The organism is Companilactobacillus futsaii JCM 17355 (assembly GCF_001435505.1).
Classification (GTDB): domain Bacteria; phylum Bacillota; class Bacilli; order Lactobacillales; family Lactobacillaceae; genus Companilactobacillus; species Companilactobacillus futsaii.
In genome coordinates this window covers 1-16,498 of sequence record NZ_AZDO01000097.1, presented here as the reverse complement: position 1 = coordinate 16,498, position 16,498 = coordinate 1, and the positions used below count along the sequence as shown (strand labels likewise).

Sequence of the window (16,498 nt, the reverse complement as noted above, 5' to 3'; positions counted from 1 at the left end):
GTTATATTATTTGAATCAAAAAAATGTCAACTTGACAAGGACGAGTGCATTCCAGCAATTTTCCAGGGCCGAACGGACGACGGCAGCTTCACACTAACCAAAAAATTATTTCTTATAAACTCGAGGCAATCTTTCACTCAAACTGCAAAGTATTTCGTAATTAATTGTTCCAGCATATTTTGCGGCATCAGTTGCGGTAATTTCTTGATCACCATCTTTGCCTAAAATGGTTACTTTAGTTCCAACTGGTAATTCTTTTGGCAACCTGACCATGAACTGATCCATACAAATTCGACCAACATTTTGACAACGTTGTCCATTGATCAAAACGTCACTGCCTTGCATTCTTCTCAACCAACCGTCAGCATATCCTATTGGAACAGTTCCAATCCACTCGTCTTCTTTGGCAGTGTAAGTTGCCCCATAACCAACGCTTTGACCAGCTTTTATTTTCTTAACGAAAACTAGTTCTGAATACAAGCTTAAAGCTGGTTCTAATTTGTATGGCAAGGATGTAATGTCAGTTTGTGATGGATTCAAGCCGTACAAGGCAATTCCATATCTGACCATATTAATGGCTAAATCTTTGTGCCACAAGGCTGTAGCTGAGTTAGCACAGTGTACATATGTGAATTTTGTTGGTAAGCCTGTCGACATTTCTTTGAAACGTTGGACTTGCTTTTCAAAGTAGTTTTCATCAGGACTGTCAGCCGTAGCAAAATGGGTAAACAATCCTTCTGGAATAAAGGCTTCCTGGTGCTCATTCAAGAAATTACAAGCAGAGATCAAATCGTCTTTAGTTTGAAAACCGATTCGGCCCATGCCACTGTCGATCCCTAAATGAACTCGTAAATTAGTCGTTCTTATTTGCACAGCGACCTTCAACCAGTCTAAATCACCCACAGTCACCGAAATATTGGCTTGTGCGGCGACTTTAGCGTATTCGACAGGAATTATACCTAGAACTAAAATAGGGGCTTCTACGCCACTATTACGGATTTCTAGAGCTTCGTCTAAAGTAGCAACGCACAATCCACTTGCACCGAATTCAATTTCACTTTTGGCGACTTTAACTAATCCGTGTCCATAGGCATTAGCTTTTACGACTGCAAACACTTTAGTACCCTTTGGTACTGAATTTAATTCATTTTGAAGATTTGTCTTTAACTTTCCCAAATCCACTTCAACATAAGCGGGACGATGAATTGATGGCAACATTATTTTTCTTCCTCCTCTAGAATAACCTCTGTTATTACTAGTTCGTCTGTATCTGAAATTGAGACATGAATATTACCTTTAAAGAGCTCTGTCTTAATAAATGGTTGACCCGATGGATAATTCAAAACGCTCAAATCATGAAAACCGATGCCGACTAAACCGGTTCCCATAGCTTTAGTGAACGCTTCCTTTACAGAAAAACGACCCGTCAAATAAGTCATCTTAGCTTTTTCAGTATTGAGAGAATTAAAAACTTCAATTTCATCAGTATTTAAAATTTTTTCCAAAAATCTGGGATGGCGACCATAAATTTGCTTAACTCGACTAATTTCAGCAATATCGATACCTAATCCTTTGATCATGCGTAACCTTCCTTCCATTTTTCAAGAACAGCTAAATTATTTCATGAAAATAATTTTTTTGCAGTTCAAATTAACAAAAAAGTGCGACAAATTACTGACTCGTGTAACCTAAGCCTAAATCATAGCATTATTAACTTACTTTACAAGCCTTAGAAATTATCCATAAATCCCTTAGTCTCATTTTACTGTACAAAAAAAGACAAAGTAAAATAATTTACCTTGTCTAATTTTATTTAATTAATTATTTTTCTAGATTAGTTCTGATCTTGAATGACTTCTTGCTGCGACCATGACGTTTATTATCATTTTCACGACGCTTGCCACCTTTTTTGTCATCACGACGATCATTGTTGCGACGACGATGGTGATTATTGTTACCACCACGGTGACCGTTATATCTACCACGACGGCCATGACCAGAACGGCTGTGACTAACCTTTCTTGATGGAAGTGGTCTTTCAGGAGCAATTTTAACAGGAACTGTCTCGGCATCCTTAATTGATTCACTCAAGAAAATACGAGCAATGTCTTCTGGTGAGTATTCAGCAAGTAATTCTTGAACGGCTGAATCGAAACGATCAAGGTGTTTGTCATGTTCCAAAGTATCCTTGATATCTTGCTTAACTGATTCAAGTTGTCCCTTAAGAACTTCTTTATCAGTAGGTGGAGCAAGTGGTTCCATACGTTTCTTAGTTAAGTTTTCAATTGTACGTAAGTAACCCATTTCGTTAGGTGTAACAAAAGTTACTGACACACCAGAATGTCCGGCACGTCCTGTACGACCAATACGGTGAACGTAACTATCAGGATCTTGAGGAATATCATAGTTGTAAACGTGTGATACACCTGAAATATCCAAACCTCTAGCAGCCACATCAGTAGCAACTAAGAAGTCCAACTTACCAGCCTTGAACTTACGCAATACGCTAGTACGTTTGTCTTGTGACAAATCACCGTGGATACCTTCAGCATTGTAACCACGAGCTTGTAATCCACGAGTTAACTCATCAACACGTCTCTTAGTACGACCAAAGATCAATGCTAGTTCTGGTGCTTGAACATCGAATAAACGAGTCATCAAGTCAAATTTCTCATAATCTTTAGCTTTAACAAAATATTGTTCGATCTTATCAGCAGTTAACTCTTTTGATTTGATCTTAACTACTTCTGGATCATTCATAAACTTATCAGCAATCTTCATGATAGGTTTTGGCATTGTAGCTGAGAACAACAATGTTTGGTGCTTGTTAGGAACGTTAGAAAGAATACTTTCAATATCTTCAACGAATCCCATATCTAGCATTTCATCAGCTTCATCAAGGACAACTGTTTTAACGTTGTGCAACTTCAAAGTGTGACGGTTGATATGATCGAGCATTCTACCCGGTGTACCAACGACAATTTGAGGATGATTCTTCAGTGAACGGATTTGGCGTCTAATATCAGAACCACCGTAAACACTTTGAACCTTAACTTTCTTTTCCTTACCCAAACGATACAATTCTTCTTGTGTTTGGATAGCTAATTCTCTAGTTGGTGAGATAATCAATGCTTGAATATCGCTAGATTGAGTATCAACGGCATTTAGCAATGGTAAGCCAAAGGCTGCCGTCTTACCTGTACCAGTTTGAGCTTGTCCGATAACGTCAGCGCCAGTCATAACTAGTGGAATAGTTTGAGCTTGAATAGGTGTAGTTTCTTCAAAACCGGCTTCGTCTACGGCACTCAATAATCTGGGATCTAAATCTAATTCTTTAAATTTCACAAATGTCCTCCATTTTTTAAAACACGATAAATAACAATTTGACTACTTTACCACGTTTTTTACACAAACTCAAATGACAACTACTACATTAAATCATGTAAAACGTTTTCTAAATGAATTCCATGACTAGCCTTTAACAAGACAGTGTCATTTGATGTTAACTCTTTTTGCAAATCTTTTGTCAAATCAGCCAATTGGTCTTGACTATACCAAAGTAAATCATCAGCAGAATATTTCGCATTTAATTTGTCACGTAAATACTTCATTTCTGGACCAACTAAATAAACTTTTGCAAAATCCTTAGGATCGATATGGTCTGCTAACGATTCATGTAATCTCTTCGCTGCATCGCCAAGTTCCAACATGTCACCTAAAACAATCAGTTTACGACCTGTAGGGATTTCTTTTAAGCTGTGCAAAACTTCAATTGCAGCTGTTGGATTTGAGTTATACACATCACTCAAAATGTCAGCACCATTTTTAGCTTTAAGCCATTCGGTACGATTTTCAGTTACAAATAAGTCCTGCAATGCCTTTTGCATAGCGTTAGGTTTAATGTGAGAAGCACGTCCAACTAACAAAGCTGCCAAAGCATTATTGACATTGTATTCGCCCATCATCGGAATTTCGAATTCTAAGTCAGGCCACTTGTTTGTGTAAAACTTAGTCGTAGTCTTGCCCGGAATAATTTTAGTAGCATACAAATCATTAGAATCATGACTTCCAAAGGTCAATTGATTTTGTTCAACATTCTTTGCTCGTTCTAATAATAAGGGTTCATCCCCGTTATAAACAAAAGTTCCGTCCTCTTGTAGATGATTTGTAATCTCCATTTTGGCATCGGCAATTTTATCTCGTGTACCGAAAAATTCAATGTGGGCTTCTCCAATCATTGTGATGACAGAAATATCTGGATTAGCGATACTGCTTAAATGATTGATTTGACCAGGGCGATCCATCCCCATTTCTACTACTAATACTTCCGTGTTGATTGGCATGTTCAAAATCGTAAATGGAACTCCAATTTCATTGTTAAAGTTTTGTGGCGTCTTAGCGACATTATTGCTAGTACTCAAAACTTTAGCAATCATATCTTTAGTCGTTGTTTTACCATTGCTGCCAGTAACGGCAATAACCTTAGGATTAACTTTATTCAAGTAATATTTAGCCAATGTCTCAAAGGCTGCTGAAACATTTTCAACTACCACATAAGAAATATCGTCATTTGGAATCTCGTGATCACTTTGCCAAATAGTTGCGCTAACTCCGTTTTCTATGGCGCTATTAATAAACTCATGTCCATCACGTTGTCCTTGCAATGGAAAGAATAGATCACCTTTTTTAGCTTTACGACTGTCGAAGCAAACTCCTGTGATTTCAACATCTTTAATGTTGTCAGCTTCAATTTTTAATGCGGAGTAAACTTCTTTTAACTTCATCTTCATGAATATACTTCCCCAATTTTAAAAAAATAATTTTATATGATTCTACATAAAAAGAGTATACTAAGATACTTAGAAAGGATTTGATGTATATGTCATCTAATACGAATGATTCTGAGCAGCCGAACAATTATTGGAAGAAAAATCTGATTGTTCTTTGGTTCAGTACCTTTGTATCAGGTATTGGCTTTAGTATGATAACACCCTTTATGCCATTATACATTAACCAGTTAGGTAATTTCACAAAAAGTCAGCTCGTTATCTGGAATGGTATCGCCTTTTCATCGACATTTCTCGTCATGGCGATCATCTCCCCTATTTGGGGCAAGATAGCTGATAGAAAAGGTCGCAAGTTGATGTTGATTCGAGCATCGCTTGGTATGGCCATTGTTATTTTCCTACAGGCCTTCGTAACTGCCCCTTGGCAATTAGTTGTCTTAAGACTCCTACAAGGTGTCTTTTCTGGATTCGTTAGTAATTCCAACACCTTAATTGCCTCCACAGCTCCTAGATCTGAAAGTGGAAAAGCCTTAGGCACTTTGAATACTGGAGTTATTTCTGGTACTTTGTTGGGTCCATTGGTTGGTGGTGTTATCGCTCAATACTTCGGTTATCGAATTCCCTTTATGATAACTGGTTCATTGCTATTCATAGCATTTATTTTAGTCACGATCTTTATTAAGGAAGATTTCAAACCAGTTTCTAAAGAAGATGAAGAATCGACTAAAGAAATTTTCCACAAGTTGAAAAATCCCAATTTGATTTTGGCAATGTTCGTCACTACGATGATCATCCAAACTTCAAATAACTCGATCAATCCTATCATCAGTTTGTACGTCAAACAGTTGATGCACGACTCTAGTCAAGTTACTTTAGTAGCTGGAGTTGTAGCGGCAATGCCCGGGATTGCTAATATTATCGCTGCCCCTAGATTTGGGGCTTTAGGCGATAAAATCGGGACTGGAAAGATCTTGATCGGTGGTTTGATTTTTGCCGTCTTAGTCTACATCCCACAAGCGTTTGTAACTAACGTCTGGCAACTAGCAATTTTACGATTCTTGGTCGGTATCTCCGATGCCTGTCTAGTTCCACAAGTTCAAACGATTTTAGCTAAATACACTGATGCCAAATATACCGGAAGAGTCTTCGGTTACAACCAGTCCTTCCAATCAGTTGGTAATGTCTGTGGACCACTACTTGGTTCATCGATTTCCAGTGTCCTCAGTTATTCAGCTGTGTTCTTGAGTACTAGCTTTTTGGCCCTGATCAATTTCACTTGGGTCTTTACACATTTGAAATCAAGAAAAAAGAATACAAGCGCAAAAAAATAAGCCATCCGTTTTGGATGACTTTTTTTTACTTGTTTTGCAAGCCATATTTCTTGTTGAAACGATCGATACGTCCATCTGCTTGAGCAAACTTTTGTTTACCAGTATAGAAAGGATGTGAATCTGATGAGATTTCAACACGAATTAATGGGTATTCTGTACCTTCATAGTCAGTTGTTTCTTTTGAGTTCATTGTTGAACCAGCTAAGAACTTCTTACCTGTTGATGAATCCATAAATACAACTTGGCGGTACTCTGGATGAATTCCTTGTTTCATTCTATGTCGCTCCTTTGCCATAAATCTTTTACAGAAATATAGATTAAATTACTAACAGTGTCTAATAATATCATGAGTTAGCTAATTATTCAACACAATTCTAATGATGCAAATTGACTTTTACACTAGAAACTGCATCTATCAAATCTTGATCATGGTCGATCAAAAGCATAGTCGGATGCTGTTTTTGGATAGCGGCTATAACTTGTTGTCTCGTAATAACATCCAAATAATTCAGTGGCTCATCCCAAAAATACAAGTTAGCGACTTCAGATAAACTCAAAGCTAAGGCTACTTTACGACGCTGACCTTGACTCATCTTTTCCACAGGCTGCTCAAAAAGATGACGTTCAAACCCCAATTTTCGTAAATTTGAGAAAACTAATTCAGAATTAATTTGTTTTTGCTCTGTCAATTGCCTAATAGTGCCCTCTAATTCGTTATCCTGTCGCAAATAAGAGATTTTTAAATTGTTTGCCACTCGAATATTGCCATCTTGCGTAAAAGGCTGTGATATCCCAAGAATTTGTCTAAAGATGGTCGTCTTACCGATACCATTAGGTCCGACAAGCGCTACAACATGATCACGTTTAACCTTAAAACTTACCTCTGGGGTTACGATCTTATCATGTCTTAAAGTTAGATTTTCTACTTGAACAAATAAATCAGGATGATTCTTTTTTTCGTAATTTAATTGTATATGCGCTTCTATTTCGATATTTTTCAACAATTTCTTTTTCTCATCGATTGCCGTATTAACACGATTCTCAGCAGTTTTGGCCTTCTTCATCATCTTTGCAGCTTTCGTACCAATAAAACCTTTATCAAGATGAACCTTTTCATGATACTGCTTGCGATTTTTATGGGCTTCCGTTTGACGCGACCAATTTTCACGTTTAACCGCAGTCTCATGTAGACGATTAATGTCCTTTTGTAATTGTTCCTTTTCTTCTGCTTCAGTCTGATTTTTTAATTCCCACTGTGCTTGCCACGTATCAAAATTGCCTTTGTACACCGAAACGTCACTACGATTGATGGAAATAACGTGATCGATCACCGAATTCAAGAAACTCTTATCGTGGGAAATAACGATAAAACCCTTTTTGCTCTTTAAATAATCAGCGACAATTTGGCGACCTTCAATATCTAAGTGGTTAGTCGGTTCATCAATCAATTGAAAGCCTGATTCATCGACAAACATAATCGCCAATAAAACTTTTGTTCTTTCTCCTGGACTTAAAGTTGAAAATTGTTGCTGAAAAACATTTGGATCGACTTTTAATTTATCCAGCTCAACTTCTATTTTCCAAAGCTCATAGTCTTCTAATTGCGTAATTTCTTTTACCACCTCGACAGTTAGTAAATCTTTGTTAACAACTGTCTGTGGATAATAATAAAAATTCAAATTAGAAATTATTTGTCCGCTGTATTTCAATTGGCCTAATAACATTTTCAACAAAGTCGTCTTGCCACGACCATTGCGACCTATTAATCCAAGTTTCCAACTCTCATCTATTTTTAAATTTAGCGAATCGAACAAGTTGTCCATCATCTGATCATATTTAAAACTAACATTTTCTATTTGAATTGTTCCCATAAAACAACACCTCACAAGGTGTCAGTCAGTCGACTTAGGCGCACAAAAAAAGAACGCTAAACAGCGTCCTCCCTTTTTACAGGAAGCACTGTTGAGAATTTAAGCCGAGCTAAACTACACCATATATTTCTATATTTGTATAATTTAAAACTCAAACTTATTTTCTCAACGGCGCACTTCCTCTCTGTATTTAATATAAATAAATTTATCAGGTTAATACATCAATGTCAAGATTCTACTAAATCATCTTCACCAATTAATTTAACGTCTGCTCCTAAGCAATGCAATTTCCAAACGACTTGATCGTAACCACGTAGAATATTTTCTGCATGATTGATGACTGTTTGCCCTTGAGCTAATAGTCCGGCAATCATTAAACAAGCACCAGCTCTGATTTCATCCGCTGACACATTAGCACCTTTTAATTTGGCACCTCCGTGAACGAAGATCAAATCATTTTCACTAGTAATATTGGCACCCATTTTTGTTAATTGAGCAATGTGTTTTACTCGCTTAGGATAAATCGTGTCAATAATCATTGCATCACCATTGGCTTGCATTAACAAAGGCGTAATTGGTTGTTGCAAATCTGTCGCAAAACCTGGATATGGCATAGTTTTAATGTTTACAGCTTTTAGTTCAGGAGAAGGTTTGACATAAATACTGTCTTCGCCAACTTCCAAATTAACGCCCATTTCATCAAGTTTTGCCAAAAAGGCATCCAAATGTTCACTAATGATATTCTTAACCAAGATGCCACCACCACAAGCAGCGGCTAAACTCAAATAAGTTCCAGCTTCAATTCGATCAGGAATAATCGTATGAGCATTGTTAGAACGTAATGTATCCACACCTTCGATACGGATAGTTTCCGTTCCGACACCACGGATAACAGCACCCATGTTGTTTAAGAAAGTTGCTAAATCGATAATTTCTGGTTCTTTTGCGGCATTTTCAATCACAGTTGTTCCTTTAGCCTTAACGGCTGCCAAAATAACATTGATTGTTGCCCCAACTGAAACCATATCTAAAAAGATTTTGGCTCCCTTCAACCCTTCTTCAGGAGTTGTGATAATGATTTGCCCATGTTTGTTCTCAACGTGTGCACCTAATGCTTCAAATCCCTTGATATGTTGATCAATAGGACGTGGTCCAATATCGTCACCACCGGGAAATCCGACTACAGCTTTACCGAATCGTCCCAGCATTGCACCCATAAAATAATATGAGGCTCGCAAACTGCTAACTTTACCACTTGGTAATTCAGCAAATTGGATCTTTGTCGGATCAATTCGCAATACATCATTATTCATTTCTGAAGTAACGTTCATATCTTTCAAAATAGAACGTAAATTTTTTACATCTCTAATTTGTGGAACAGAATCTAATACTACAGGTGTATCGGATAAAATGGCCGCTGGTATCAAAGCTACAGTGCTGTTTTTGGCACCACCGATTGTCACTTCACCCGACAATTTCTTTCCACCGTTGATTACAAGTTTTTGCATAAGCTTTTTCCTAACTATTTTTGACTACTAAGAAAGACTAAATATCGTCTTCTTCAAGGCCAGAAGCTGCACCGATGAAGGCTTTGAATAGTCCTTCTGGTTTAGTTGGTCTTGACAAGAATTCTGGATGGTATTGAGCAGCAACGAAGAACTTGTTTTCAGGGATTTCAATTACTTCAACTAAGTGATTGTCTGGTGAAACACCTGAGAATACTAAGCCAAGATCTTCGAATTGTTTACGGTATTCATTATTGAATTCGTATCTGTGACGATGTCTTTCTTGGATAACTGATTGATTATCGTAAGCAGCAGCTGTTTTAGTACCAGGTTTTAGTTTACATGGATATGACCCTAAACGTAAAGTACCTCCACGATCTTCGACATCTTTTTTGTCTGCCATAATGTCAATAATCTTATTAGCAGCATTTTCATCGATTTCACCAGTTGTTGCATCTTTGATACCAGCAACGTCTCTAGCAAATTCAATACTTGCCATTTGCATACCTAGACATAGTCCAAGATATGGTACGTCGTTTTCACGAGCATACTTAATGGCAGCAATCATACCTTCTAGTCCACGGCTACCAAAACCACCTGGTACTAGGATACCATCTGAATCCTTCAAATAGTCAGCAACATTGTCATCATTGATCAAATCAGCTGAAATTTTTTCAATTTCGATTTCTGAATTATAAGCATATCCGGCTGAACGAAGTGCTTCTGTAACAGAAATATATGCATCTTGTAATTTTGTATATTTACCAACCATTGTGATCTTTGTCTTATGTTTCAAGTTGTGAACACGGTTAACCAACTTGTTCCATTGTTCCATATCAGCAGGTTTTGTTTCTAAGTGCAAGTAACGACATACGATATCATCAAAGTTTTGAGCTTGTAAGTTCAAAGGAACGTCGTAAAGTGAACTTGCATCACGTGATTCAATCACAGCTTCTGAGTCAACGTCACAGAATGAAGCAATCTTATCTTTCATGCTTTGTGGCATTGGCATTTCTGTTCTAACAACTAAGATATTAGGTTGAATACCAATTCCACGTAATTCTTTAACACTGTGTTGTGTTGGCTTTGTCTTCATTTCGCCAGCAGCTTTCAAGTAAGGAACTAGTGATGTATGAATATAAACAACGTTTTCTGAACCAACTTCGGCCTTCATTTGACGCAATGCTTCTAAGTATGGTTGTGATTCAATATCACCAACAGTACCACCAACTTCAGTAATAATAACATCTGAATCAGTAGTTGTAGCAGCACGCATAATCTTTTGTTTGATCATATCTGTAATATGTGGAATAACTTGCACAGTTGCACCGTTGTAATCACCACGACGTTCGCGACGAATTACTTCGGAATAAATCTTACCAGTAGTAACATTTGAATATTTGTTCAAATCGTTATCGATAAATCTTTCATAATGTCCAAGATCAAGATCAGTTTCTGTACCATCGTTAGTAACAAAAACTTCACCGTGTTGGTATGGACTCATAGTACCAGGATCCACATTAATATAAGGATCGAATTTTTGCATTGTAACCTTAAGGCCGCGATTCTTTAATAGTCTACCAAGGGATGCGGCAACAATTCCCTTACCTAATGATGAAACAACTCCACCTGTAATAAAAATGTATTTAGTCATAACTTCCTCCACATACTAATTCTAGGGATTTCTTACTCGCAAAAATAAAAAAGTCCCCTATTCAACATGAACAGGGAACTTGAATTTGTCTATCTAATAGAGCCCGAACTATATAATACCGTGATATGTTCGAGTCGTCAAACTTTTAATTCGAAAATTTAACTATTATTTTTTTAACTATTCTTCGTCGTCATCATCATCGTCATCATCTTGGTCAGACAAATCGATATCTTCGTCGTCATCATCAGCATCAAATTCTGATAATTGTCCTTCAATACCGTCTTCCAATGAATCGTCATGTTCATCGTCATCGTCATCATCAACTGATGTTAAATCTGAATTAGTGAACTTAGACAAGTCGGGACCATTATTTGATGAACCATCACTGTCATCGTCATCATCCATATCAGATACATTTAGGTCACTGTCATCATCATAATCAACAACATCATCGTCGTCATCATCTTCACTCAAGAAGGCATTAACCTTTTGAGCAGCTTTATGAGCATTTTCAGTACCATTATCCTCAGGGTGATTTACTTCTTCATCGACTGAATCATATGGATACCACTTACGTAGACCCCAAACATTTTCGCCGAGTGAAAGAAAACTTCCATCATTATTCAAATCTGTATAGAATTGTGGAAGTGCTCTCTTGATATCTTCGTCAGACTTACCTAAATAGTCTTGCATTTCGTTAACGATATCTGAGAAATTCATTACTTCTTTATTATTGTTGTTGAGAATCTCATAGGCAACCTCAATCAATGAGAGCTCGTCTTTATTTTGATCCTTGAATTTATCAAACTTCAAACGTGTACACGTCCTTTCGCAGCGTCTTACTTATAATGATATAGACCTAAGCATTAAAAATCAATCTAAACTTATAATTCCCTATCACATTATCATCGTAAATCAAGTCATAATCAATGTTTATTTTACCAGAAAGTGGATTATTAACAATTTCAACTTTAGAATCCTTAGTATAAGTTGCCAATGGTAAGACTCCATATTCTGTTTCCAAATGACCGGTGTTATGTTTTTGATGTGTAAAATACAACAGTGATGCCAAGTCAGTTGACTTAGCGACTCGTTTAACATGAATTTCACCACTGTCAGTCACTTTAACTAAAATCGACGCTTTGTCATTATTATCTAAACTTTCATTGAACCGTAAATAAATCGAATCGCCAATTTGAATAAATTTACCTGGTTCAGAAATCTTCGTGTGGGTCAATTCTCCTGACTGCAAAGTTTCTATATTTAATTCGACATTGATGTCAAAACTATTATTTTCCAATAACTCCCGCCTCTACATGATAAAATTATATTAATTAATTAAAAGAAGTGATTAAGTGAACAATACTATTATATTATATGATCAACAAATTAGCTCAACCAAAGATTTACTTGTGCCCTTTTCTGATACTGGGGCTATTTTAAAATTTGTCTCCGAGACTAGTCAACCAGTCATTCACTTTTGGACCACGCCATCAACTGTGATCCTAGGAATGCAAGACAAGCAGCTCAACAATTTCCAAAGTGGAATCGATTTTTTGTCAGCTAAAAACTACTTATTTTATTTACGCAATTCTGGCGGTTTAGGCGTAGTTTCCGATAAAGGTATTTTAAATTGTACACTCTTTTTGCCAGATAAGGATAATCTTTTAATCGACGATGCTTATAACAAGATGTATATTTTACTGAAAAAAGCTTTTAGTGACAAGATTCAAACAGGCGAAATATCTCGTTCTTATTGTCCAGGAACATTTGATCTTAGTATTGATACCCAAAAGTTTGCTGGGATTTCACAACGTCGTGTCGGCAATGCTGTAGCAGTAATGGCCTATATTAGTATCAATGGTAACCAAAAGAAACGTAGCCAATTGATGAAAGACTTTTACGAAATTGGTGATTTCCCTAGAAGTCAACGATTCGACTATCCAAACATTGATATTCATGCAATGGAAAATCTCGATAACTTATTACAGATTGATTTTTCCATTTCTGAAGCTAAGCAAAGAATTCTCAATGCTTTAAAATCTGATTATCAAATTTCACAAAAAGAATTTTTTATCGTTAAAAACTCACAACCATATCAAAAAGCTTTCAATCAAACTCTAACTAGCTTGATCAAGCGAAATAAAGTCATCTTGGAGGAAAAATAATGGCAGAAAATATTAAAATGTTACCTCGAGAAAAAGTTTTCCGTGATCCTATTCACAACTACATTCATGTCCAACATCAAGTTATTTTGGACTTGATCAACACCAAAGAATTCCAGCGCTTACGACGTATCAAGCAATTAGGTACTTCTTCATTTACTTTCCAAGGTGCTGAGCATTCTCGTTTTACTCATTGCATGGGTGTTTACGAGATTACTCGTCAAATTTGTGATAACTTTCAAAGAAATTATCCTTCTAAAAAACCCGGCGATGGATTGTGGAATGACGATGAACGCCTAGTGGCCTTATGTGCGGCTTTGTTGCATGATGTTGGTCACGGTGCTTATTCACATACTTTTGAACATATCTTCAATACTGACCATGAAATGTGGACTCAAAAAATCATCACTTCTAAAGAGACTGAAATCAATCAAGTCCTCCGACAAGTCAGTGAAGACTTCCCAGAAAAAGTTGCCAGCGTCATTGCTCATACTTATCCTAATCCTCAAGTTGTCCAAATGATTTCTAGCCAAATCGATGCCGATCGAATGGATTACTTATTACGTGATGCTTACTTCACTGGAACTAAATATGGGATGTTTGACTTAACGAGAATATTGCGAGTCATGCGTCCTTATAAAGGTGGAATTGCTTTTGACAATGATGGAATGCACGCTGTTGAAGATTATGTACTCTGTCGTTTCCAAATGTATCAACAAATTTATTTTCATCCAGTATCTCGTGGTATGGAAGTTGTTTTGACTAAATTATTGCAACGAGCAAAAGATTTATTTGAACACAATCATATGCGCGACTTTGAAATGCCTAGTTTGTTAGTGCCATTCTTTGAAGATAAAGTGACGATTGATGATTACTTACTGTTAGACGATGGCATTCTCAATACTTATTTCACGCTTTGGCAAAGTTATCCTGATGAAATTCTTAAAGACTTATCCTATCGCTTCCTTTCGCGTAAGCCATTCAAATCGTCAGAGTATGACAATAAGACTAAGCATTTCTTACCTGAATTAGCTCAAATTGTTGAAAATGCTGGTTTTGATAAAAAATACTACACAGCTACTAATTCTAGTTTTGACTTGCCTTATGATGTTTACAATCCTAATTCCAACAAGAGTCGCACCCAAATTGAAATCATGCAAGATGACGGCTCTTTAATCGAGCTTTCTACCGTCAGTCGACTAGTCAATGCTTTAACAGGAAAAATTTTAGGAGATCAACGCTTCTACTTCCCTAAATCGATGCTACTAAAACAAACTGACGATTTATTTAATAATTATTATCTCGAATTTCAAAAACACATTCACAACGACAAAATCGTCATGTAAATCGCTTTCAACTTGTTCTGAATTTTATTAGAATGTATTTAACTAAGTAGGCTTTCTTAAAACGAGGAGGAATATCATGTCAGAATTTTCAGATAAAACCAGATCATCTAATTTACAAAATATGCAAGATCAAGTCTTAGATTTACTGATTATCGGTGGAGGTATTACTGGTAGTGGAATCGCACTTGATGCACAATCCCGTAATCTCAAAACAGGTTTGTTAGAAATGCGTGACTTTGCTTCTGGAACTTCTAGTCGTTCAACCAAACTAGTCCATGGAGGATTACGATATTTAAAACAAGCGGCCGTCAAAGAAGTTCATGAAGTCGGTAGTGAACGTGCTATCGTTTATAACAACGCCCCACATGTCACAACACCTCTAAAAATGATGCTACCCTTTTATGAAGATGGAACCTTCGGACCTTTTACTACTGCTATTGGTTTGGATGTCTATGACCGACTAGCCGAAGTAAAACATTCAGAGCGTAAGTATATGTTAAATTCACACGATACGTTAGAACGTGAACCTTACATTAAAGCAGAGGGATTAAAAGGTTCCGGTGTTTATGTTGAATATCGCACCGACGATGCACGTTTAACCTTGGAAGTTCTCAAAAAAGCCAATGATTTAGGTGCTCTAGTTGCCAATTACATTAAAGTCACCGGTCTTTTATATGACGCCGACGACAAAATTTGCGGAGTTATTTTCAAAGATCTCATTACTGAAAAAACTGGTGAAATTCATGCTAAAAAAGTTATTAACGCTACTGGTCCTTGGGTCGATAACATCAGAGAAATGGACCACTCTAATACCGGCAAACACTTGCACTTAACTAAGGGTGTTCACCTAGTCATTGACCATGATAAATTTCCAATTTCTAATTCCATTTACTTCGACACGCCTTTTCATGATGACAGAATGATGTTTGCCATTCCTCGTGAAGGTAAAACTTACATTGGAACGACTGATACTACTTGGACAAAAGATCCAAAAGAACCTAGCATCACTGCTACTGACGTTACTTATATTTTAGCGGCTGCTAATCAAATGTTTGATCTCCCCGAATTTCTCACTCCTGAAGATGTCGAAAGTGGCTGGTCTGGAGTTAGACCACTAATTCAAGAAGAAGGCAAATCTCCTTCAGAAATTTCTCGTAAAGATGAAATTTTCCAATCAAAATCCGGACTGCTTTCGATTGCCGGTGGTAAATTAACTGGTTACCGCAAAATGGCCGAAAAAATTGTTGAGCGGGTAGCTAAGCAGCTAGACCTCGAAAGTGACTACGAATTCTTGCCTACTCAGACAAAAGACTTAACTTTATCCGGCGGTGACGTGGGTGGCGGTAAATATTGGATGGAATTCTTCGACAAGGAAGTCCATGAAGGTATCATAAATTATGATTTAGAGCGTGACGAAGCTGAAAAATTAGTCCAACGCTTTGGATCCAATGTACGTGCCGTCTATAAACTATTACCTGAAACTAAAACCAAGGCACGTTTACCAAGAATCGATTGGGCCATGTTAAATTACGGTTTACAAAATGAAATGGTCGAGCACCCTATCGATTACTTACTTCGTCGTAGTAGTCAAATGTTATTCGATATCTCTCACATGAAGAGCATCAAGACTCCCGTCATCGATTATATGAGTAAGTTTTATGATTGGGATGAAGATACTAAGCAACGAATGACTGATGAAGTCAATCAAAAATTAGACTTGAGTGATTTGAAACAAGTTAAGAAGCAATATTTGGACTACAAAAAAGACCATTAGATTTGGTTAAATATTCCGTCCTCCATAGCAAAGAAAATTTGGCTGGAATGCACTCTGCCTTGTCA

14 protein-coding genes are annotated in these 16,498 nt (G+C 36.9%); 4 read left to right on the top strand and 10 right to left on the bottom strand.

The window, feature by feature from the left end:
• Positions 1–105 precede the first annotated feature (105 nt).
• From alr to FC88_RS07665, 4 genes are all read right to left on the bottom strand, one after another.
• Complete coding sequence (gene alr, locus FC88_RS07680) at positions 106–1,218, bottom strand: alanine racemase (RefSeq protein ID WP_057814402.1); 1,113 nt, start codon at positions 1,216–1,218, stop codon at positions 106–108.
• Positions 1,218–1,580: a holo-ACP synthase gene (gene acpS / locus FC88_RS07675; protein ID WP_057814400.1), complete on the bottom strand. Its 363-nt coding sequence runs from the start codon at positions 1,578–1,580 to the stop codon at positions 1,218–1,220. The genes alr and acpS overlap by 1 nt, the downstream gene beginning before the upstream one ends.
• A gap of 241 nt (positions 1,581–1,821) precedes the next feature.
• Complete coding sequence (gene cshA, locus FC88_RS07670) at positions 1,822–3,345, bottom strand: degradosome RNA helicase CshA (RefSeq protein ID WP_057814397.1); 1,524 nt, start codon at positions 3,343–3,345, stop codon at positions 1,822–1,824.
• 83 nt (positions 3,346–3,428) lie between these two features.
• The gene (locus tag FC88_RS07665; protein WP_057814395.1) at positions 3,429–4,790 is read right to left on the bottom strand and encodes a UDP-N-acetylmuramoyl-tripeptide--D-alanyl-D-alanine ligase; all 1,362 of its coding nucleotides are present in this window, start codon (positions 4,788–4,790) and stop codon (positions 3,429–3,431) included.
• Between the two features lie 89 nt (positions 4,791–4,879).
• Between FC88_RS07665 and FC88_RS07660 the strand changes: the two genes are divergently transcribed.
• The gene (locus tag FC88_RS07660) at positions 4,880–6,118 is read left to right on the top strand and encodes a multidrug efflux MFS transporter (protein ID WP_083484603.1); all 1,239 of its coding nucleotides are present in this window, start codon (positions 4,880–4,882) and stop codon (positions 6,116–6,118) included.
• Positions 6,119–6,143: 25 nt separating this feature from the next.
• Here the strand turns inward: FC88_RS07660 and FC88_RS07655 are convergent, their stop codons facing one another.
• From FC88_RS07655 to FC88_RS07630, 6 genes are all read right to left on the bottom strand, one after another.
• Positions 6,144–6,392 carry a type B 50S ribosomal protein L31 gene (locus tag FC88_RS07655; protein WP_010018477.1) on the bottom strand — a complete coding sequence of 83 codons (249 nt, stop codon included), beginning with the start codon at positions 6,390–6,392 and terminating at the stop codon, positions 6,144–6,146.
• Between the two features lie 100 nt (positions 6,393–6,492).
• Positions 6,493–7,989, bottom strand: coding sequence for a ribosomal protection-like ABC-F family protein (gene abc-f / locus FC88_RS07650; RefSeq protein ID WP_057814392.1), 1,497 nt, complete (start codon positions 7,987–7,989; stop codon positions 6,493–6,495).
• A gap of 227 nt (positions 7,990–8,216) precedes the next feature.
• Complete coding sequence (locus FC88_RS07645) at positions 8,217–9,497, bottom strand: UDP-N-acetylglucosamine 1-carboxyvinyltransferase (protein ID WP_057814390.1); 1,281 nt, start codon at positions 9,495–9,497, stop codon at positions 8,217–8,219.
• A 37-nt stretch (positions 9,498–9,534) separates the two neighbouring features.
• Positions 9,535–11,148, bottom strand: a complete 1,614-nt coding sequence (locus FC88_RS07640) for a CTP synthase (RefSeq protein ID WP_057814388.1) — start codon at positions 11,146–11,148, stop codon at positions 9,535–9,537.
• A 177-nt stretch (positions 11,149–11,325) separates the two neighbouring features.
• Positions 11,326–11,961: a DNA-directed RNA polymerase subunit delta gene (rpoE, locus tag FC88_RS07635; protein ID WP_057814386.1), complete on the bottom strand. Its 636-nt coding sequence runs from the start codon at positions 11,959–11,961 to the stop codon at positions 11,326–11,328.
• A gap of 46 nt (positions 11,962–12,007) precedes the next feature.
• On the bottom strand, positions 12,008–12,448 hold the full coding sequence (locus FC88_RS07630; RefSeq protein ID WP_057814384.1) for a YwiB family protein: 441 nt from the start codon (positions 12,446–12,448) through the stop codon (positions 12,008–12,010).
• 55 nt (positions 12,449–12,503) lie between these two features.
• On the opposite strand from FC88_RS07630, the gene FC88_RS07625 reads away from it, so the two are divergent.
• The 3 genes from FC88_RS07625 (at position 12,504) to FC88_RS07615 (ending at position 16,433) form a co-directional block, all read left to right on the top strand.
• The gene (locus FC88_RS07625) at positions 12,504–13,316 is read left to right on the top strand and encodes a lipoate--protein ligase family protein (RefSeq protein WP_057814382.1); all 813 of its coding nucleotides are present in this window, start codon (positions 12,504–12,506) and stop codon (positions 13,314–13,316) included.
• Positions 13,316–14,659, top strand: coding sequence for an HD domain-containing protein (locus FC88_RS07620; protein ID WP_057814380.1), 1,344 nt, complete (start codon positions 13,316–13,318; stop codon positions 14,657–14,659). Before FC88_RS07625 ends, FC88_RS07620 begins: the two co-directional genes overlap by 1 nt.
• A gap of 76 nt (positions 14,660–14,735) precedes the next feature.
• Positions 14,736–16,433 carry a glycerol-3-phosphate dehydrogenase/oxidase gene (locus FC88_RS07615; protein ID WP_057814378.1) on the top strand — a complete coding sequence of 566 codons (1,698 nt, stop codon included), beginning with the start codon at positions 14,736–14,738 and terminating at the stop codon, positions 16,431–16,433.
• The last annotated feature ends 65 nt before the right edge of the window (positions 16,434–16,498 follow it).

Coding starts and splice junctions, on each gene's coding strand:
- alr (WP_057814402.1), bottom strand. CDS start 1,218: ATGTTGCCATCAATTCATCGTCCCGCTTATGTTGAAGTGGATTTGGGA.
- acpS (WP_057814400.1), bottom strand. CDS start 1,580: ATGATCAAAGGATTAGGTATCGATATTGCTGAAATTAGTCGAGTTAAG.
- FC88_RS07665 (WP_057814395.1), bottom strand. CDS start 4,790: ATGAAGATGAAGTTAAAAGAAGTTTACTCCGCATTAAAAATTGAAGCT.
- FC88_RS07660 (WP_083484603.1), top strand. CDS start 4,880: ATGTCATCTAATACGAATGATTCTGAGCAGCCGAACAATTATTGGAAG.
- FC88_RS07655 (WP_010018477.1), bottom strand. CDS start 6,392: ATGAAACAAGGAATTCATCCAGAGTACCGCCAAGTTGTATTTATGGAT.
- abc-f (WP_057814392.1), bottom strand. CDS start 7,989: ATGGGAACAATTCAAATAGAAAATGTTAGTTTTAAATATGATCAGATG.
- FC88_RS07645 (WP_057814390.1), bottom strand. CDS start 9,497: ATGCAAAAACTTGTAATCAACGGTGGAAAGAAATTGTCGGGTGAAGTG.
- FC88_RS07640 (WP_057814388.1), bottom strand. CDS start 11,148: ATGACTAAATACATTTTTATTACAGGTGGAGTTGTTTCATCATTAGGT.
- FC88_RS07620 (WP_057814380.1), top strand. CDS start 13,316: ATGGCAGAAAATATTAAAATGTTACCTCGAGAAAAAGTTTTCCGTGAT.
- FC88_RS07615 (WP_057814378.1), top strand. CDS start 14,736: ATGTCAGAATTTTCAGATAAAACCAGATCATCTAATTTACAAAATATG.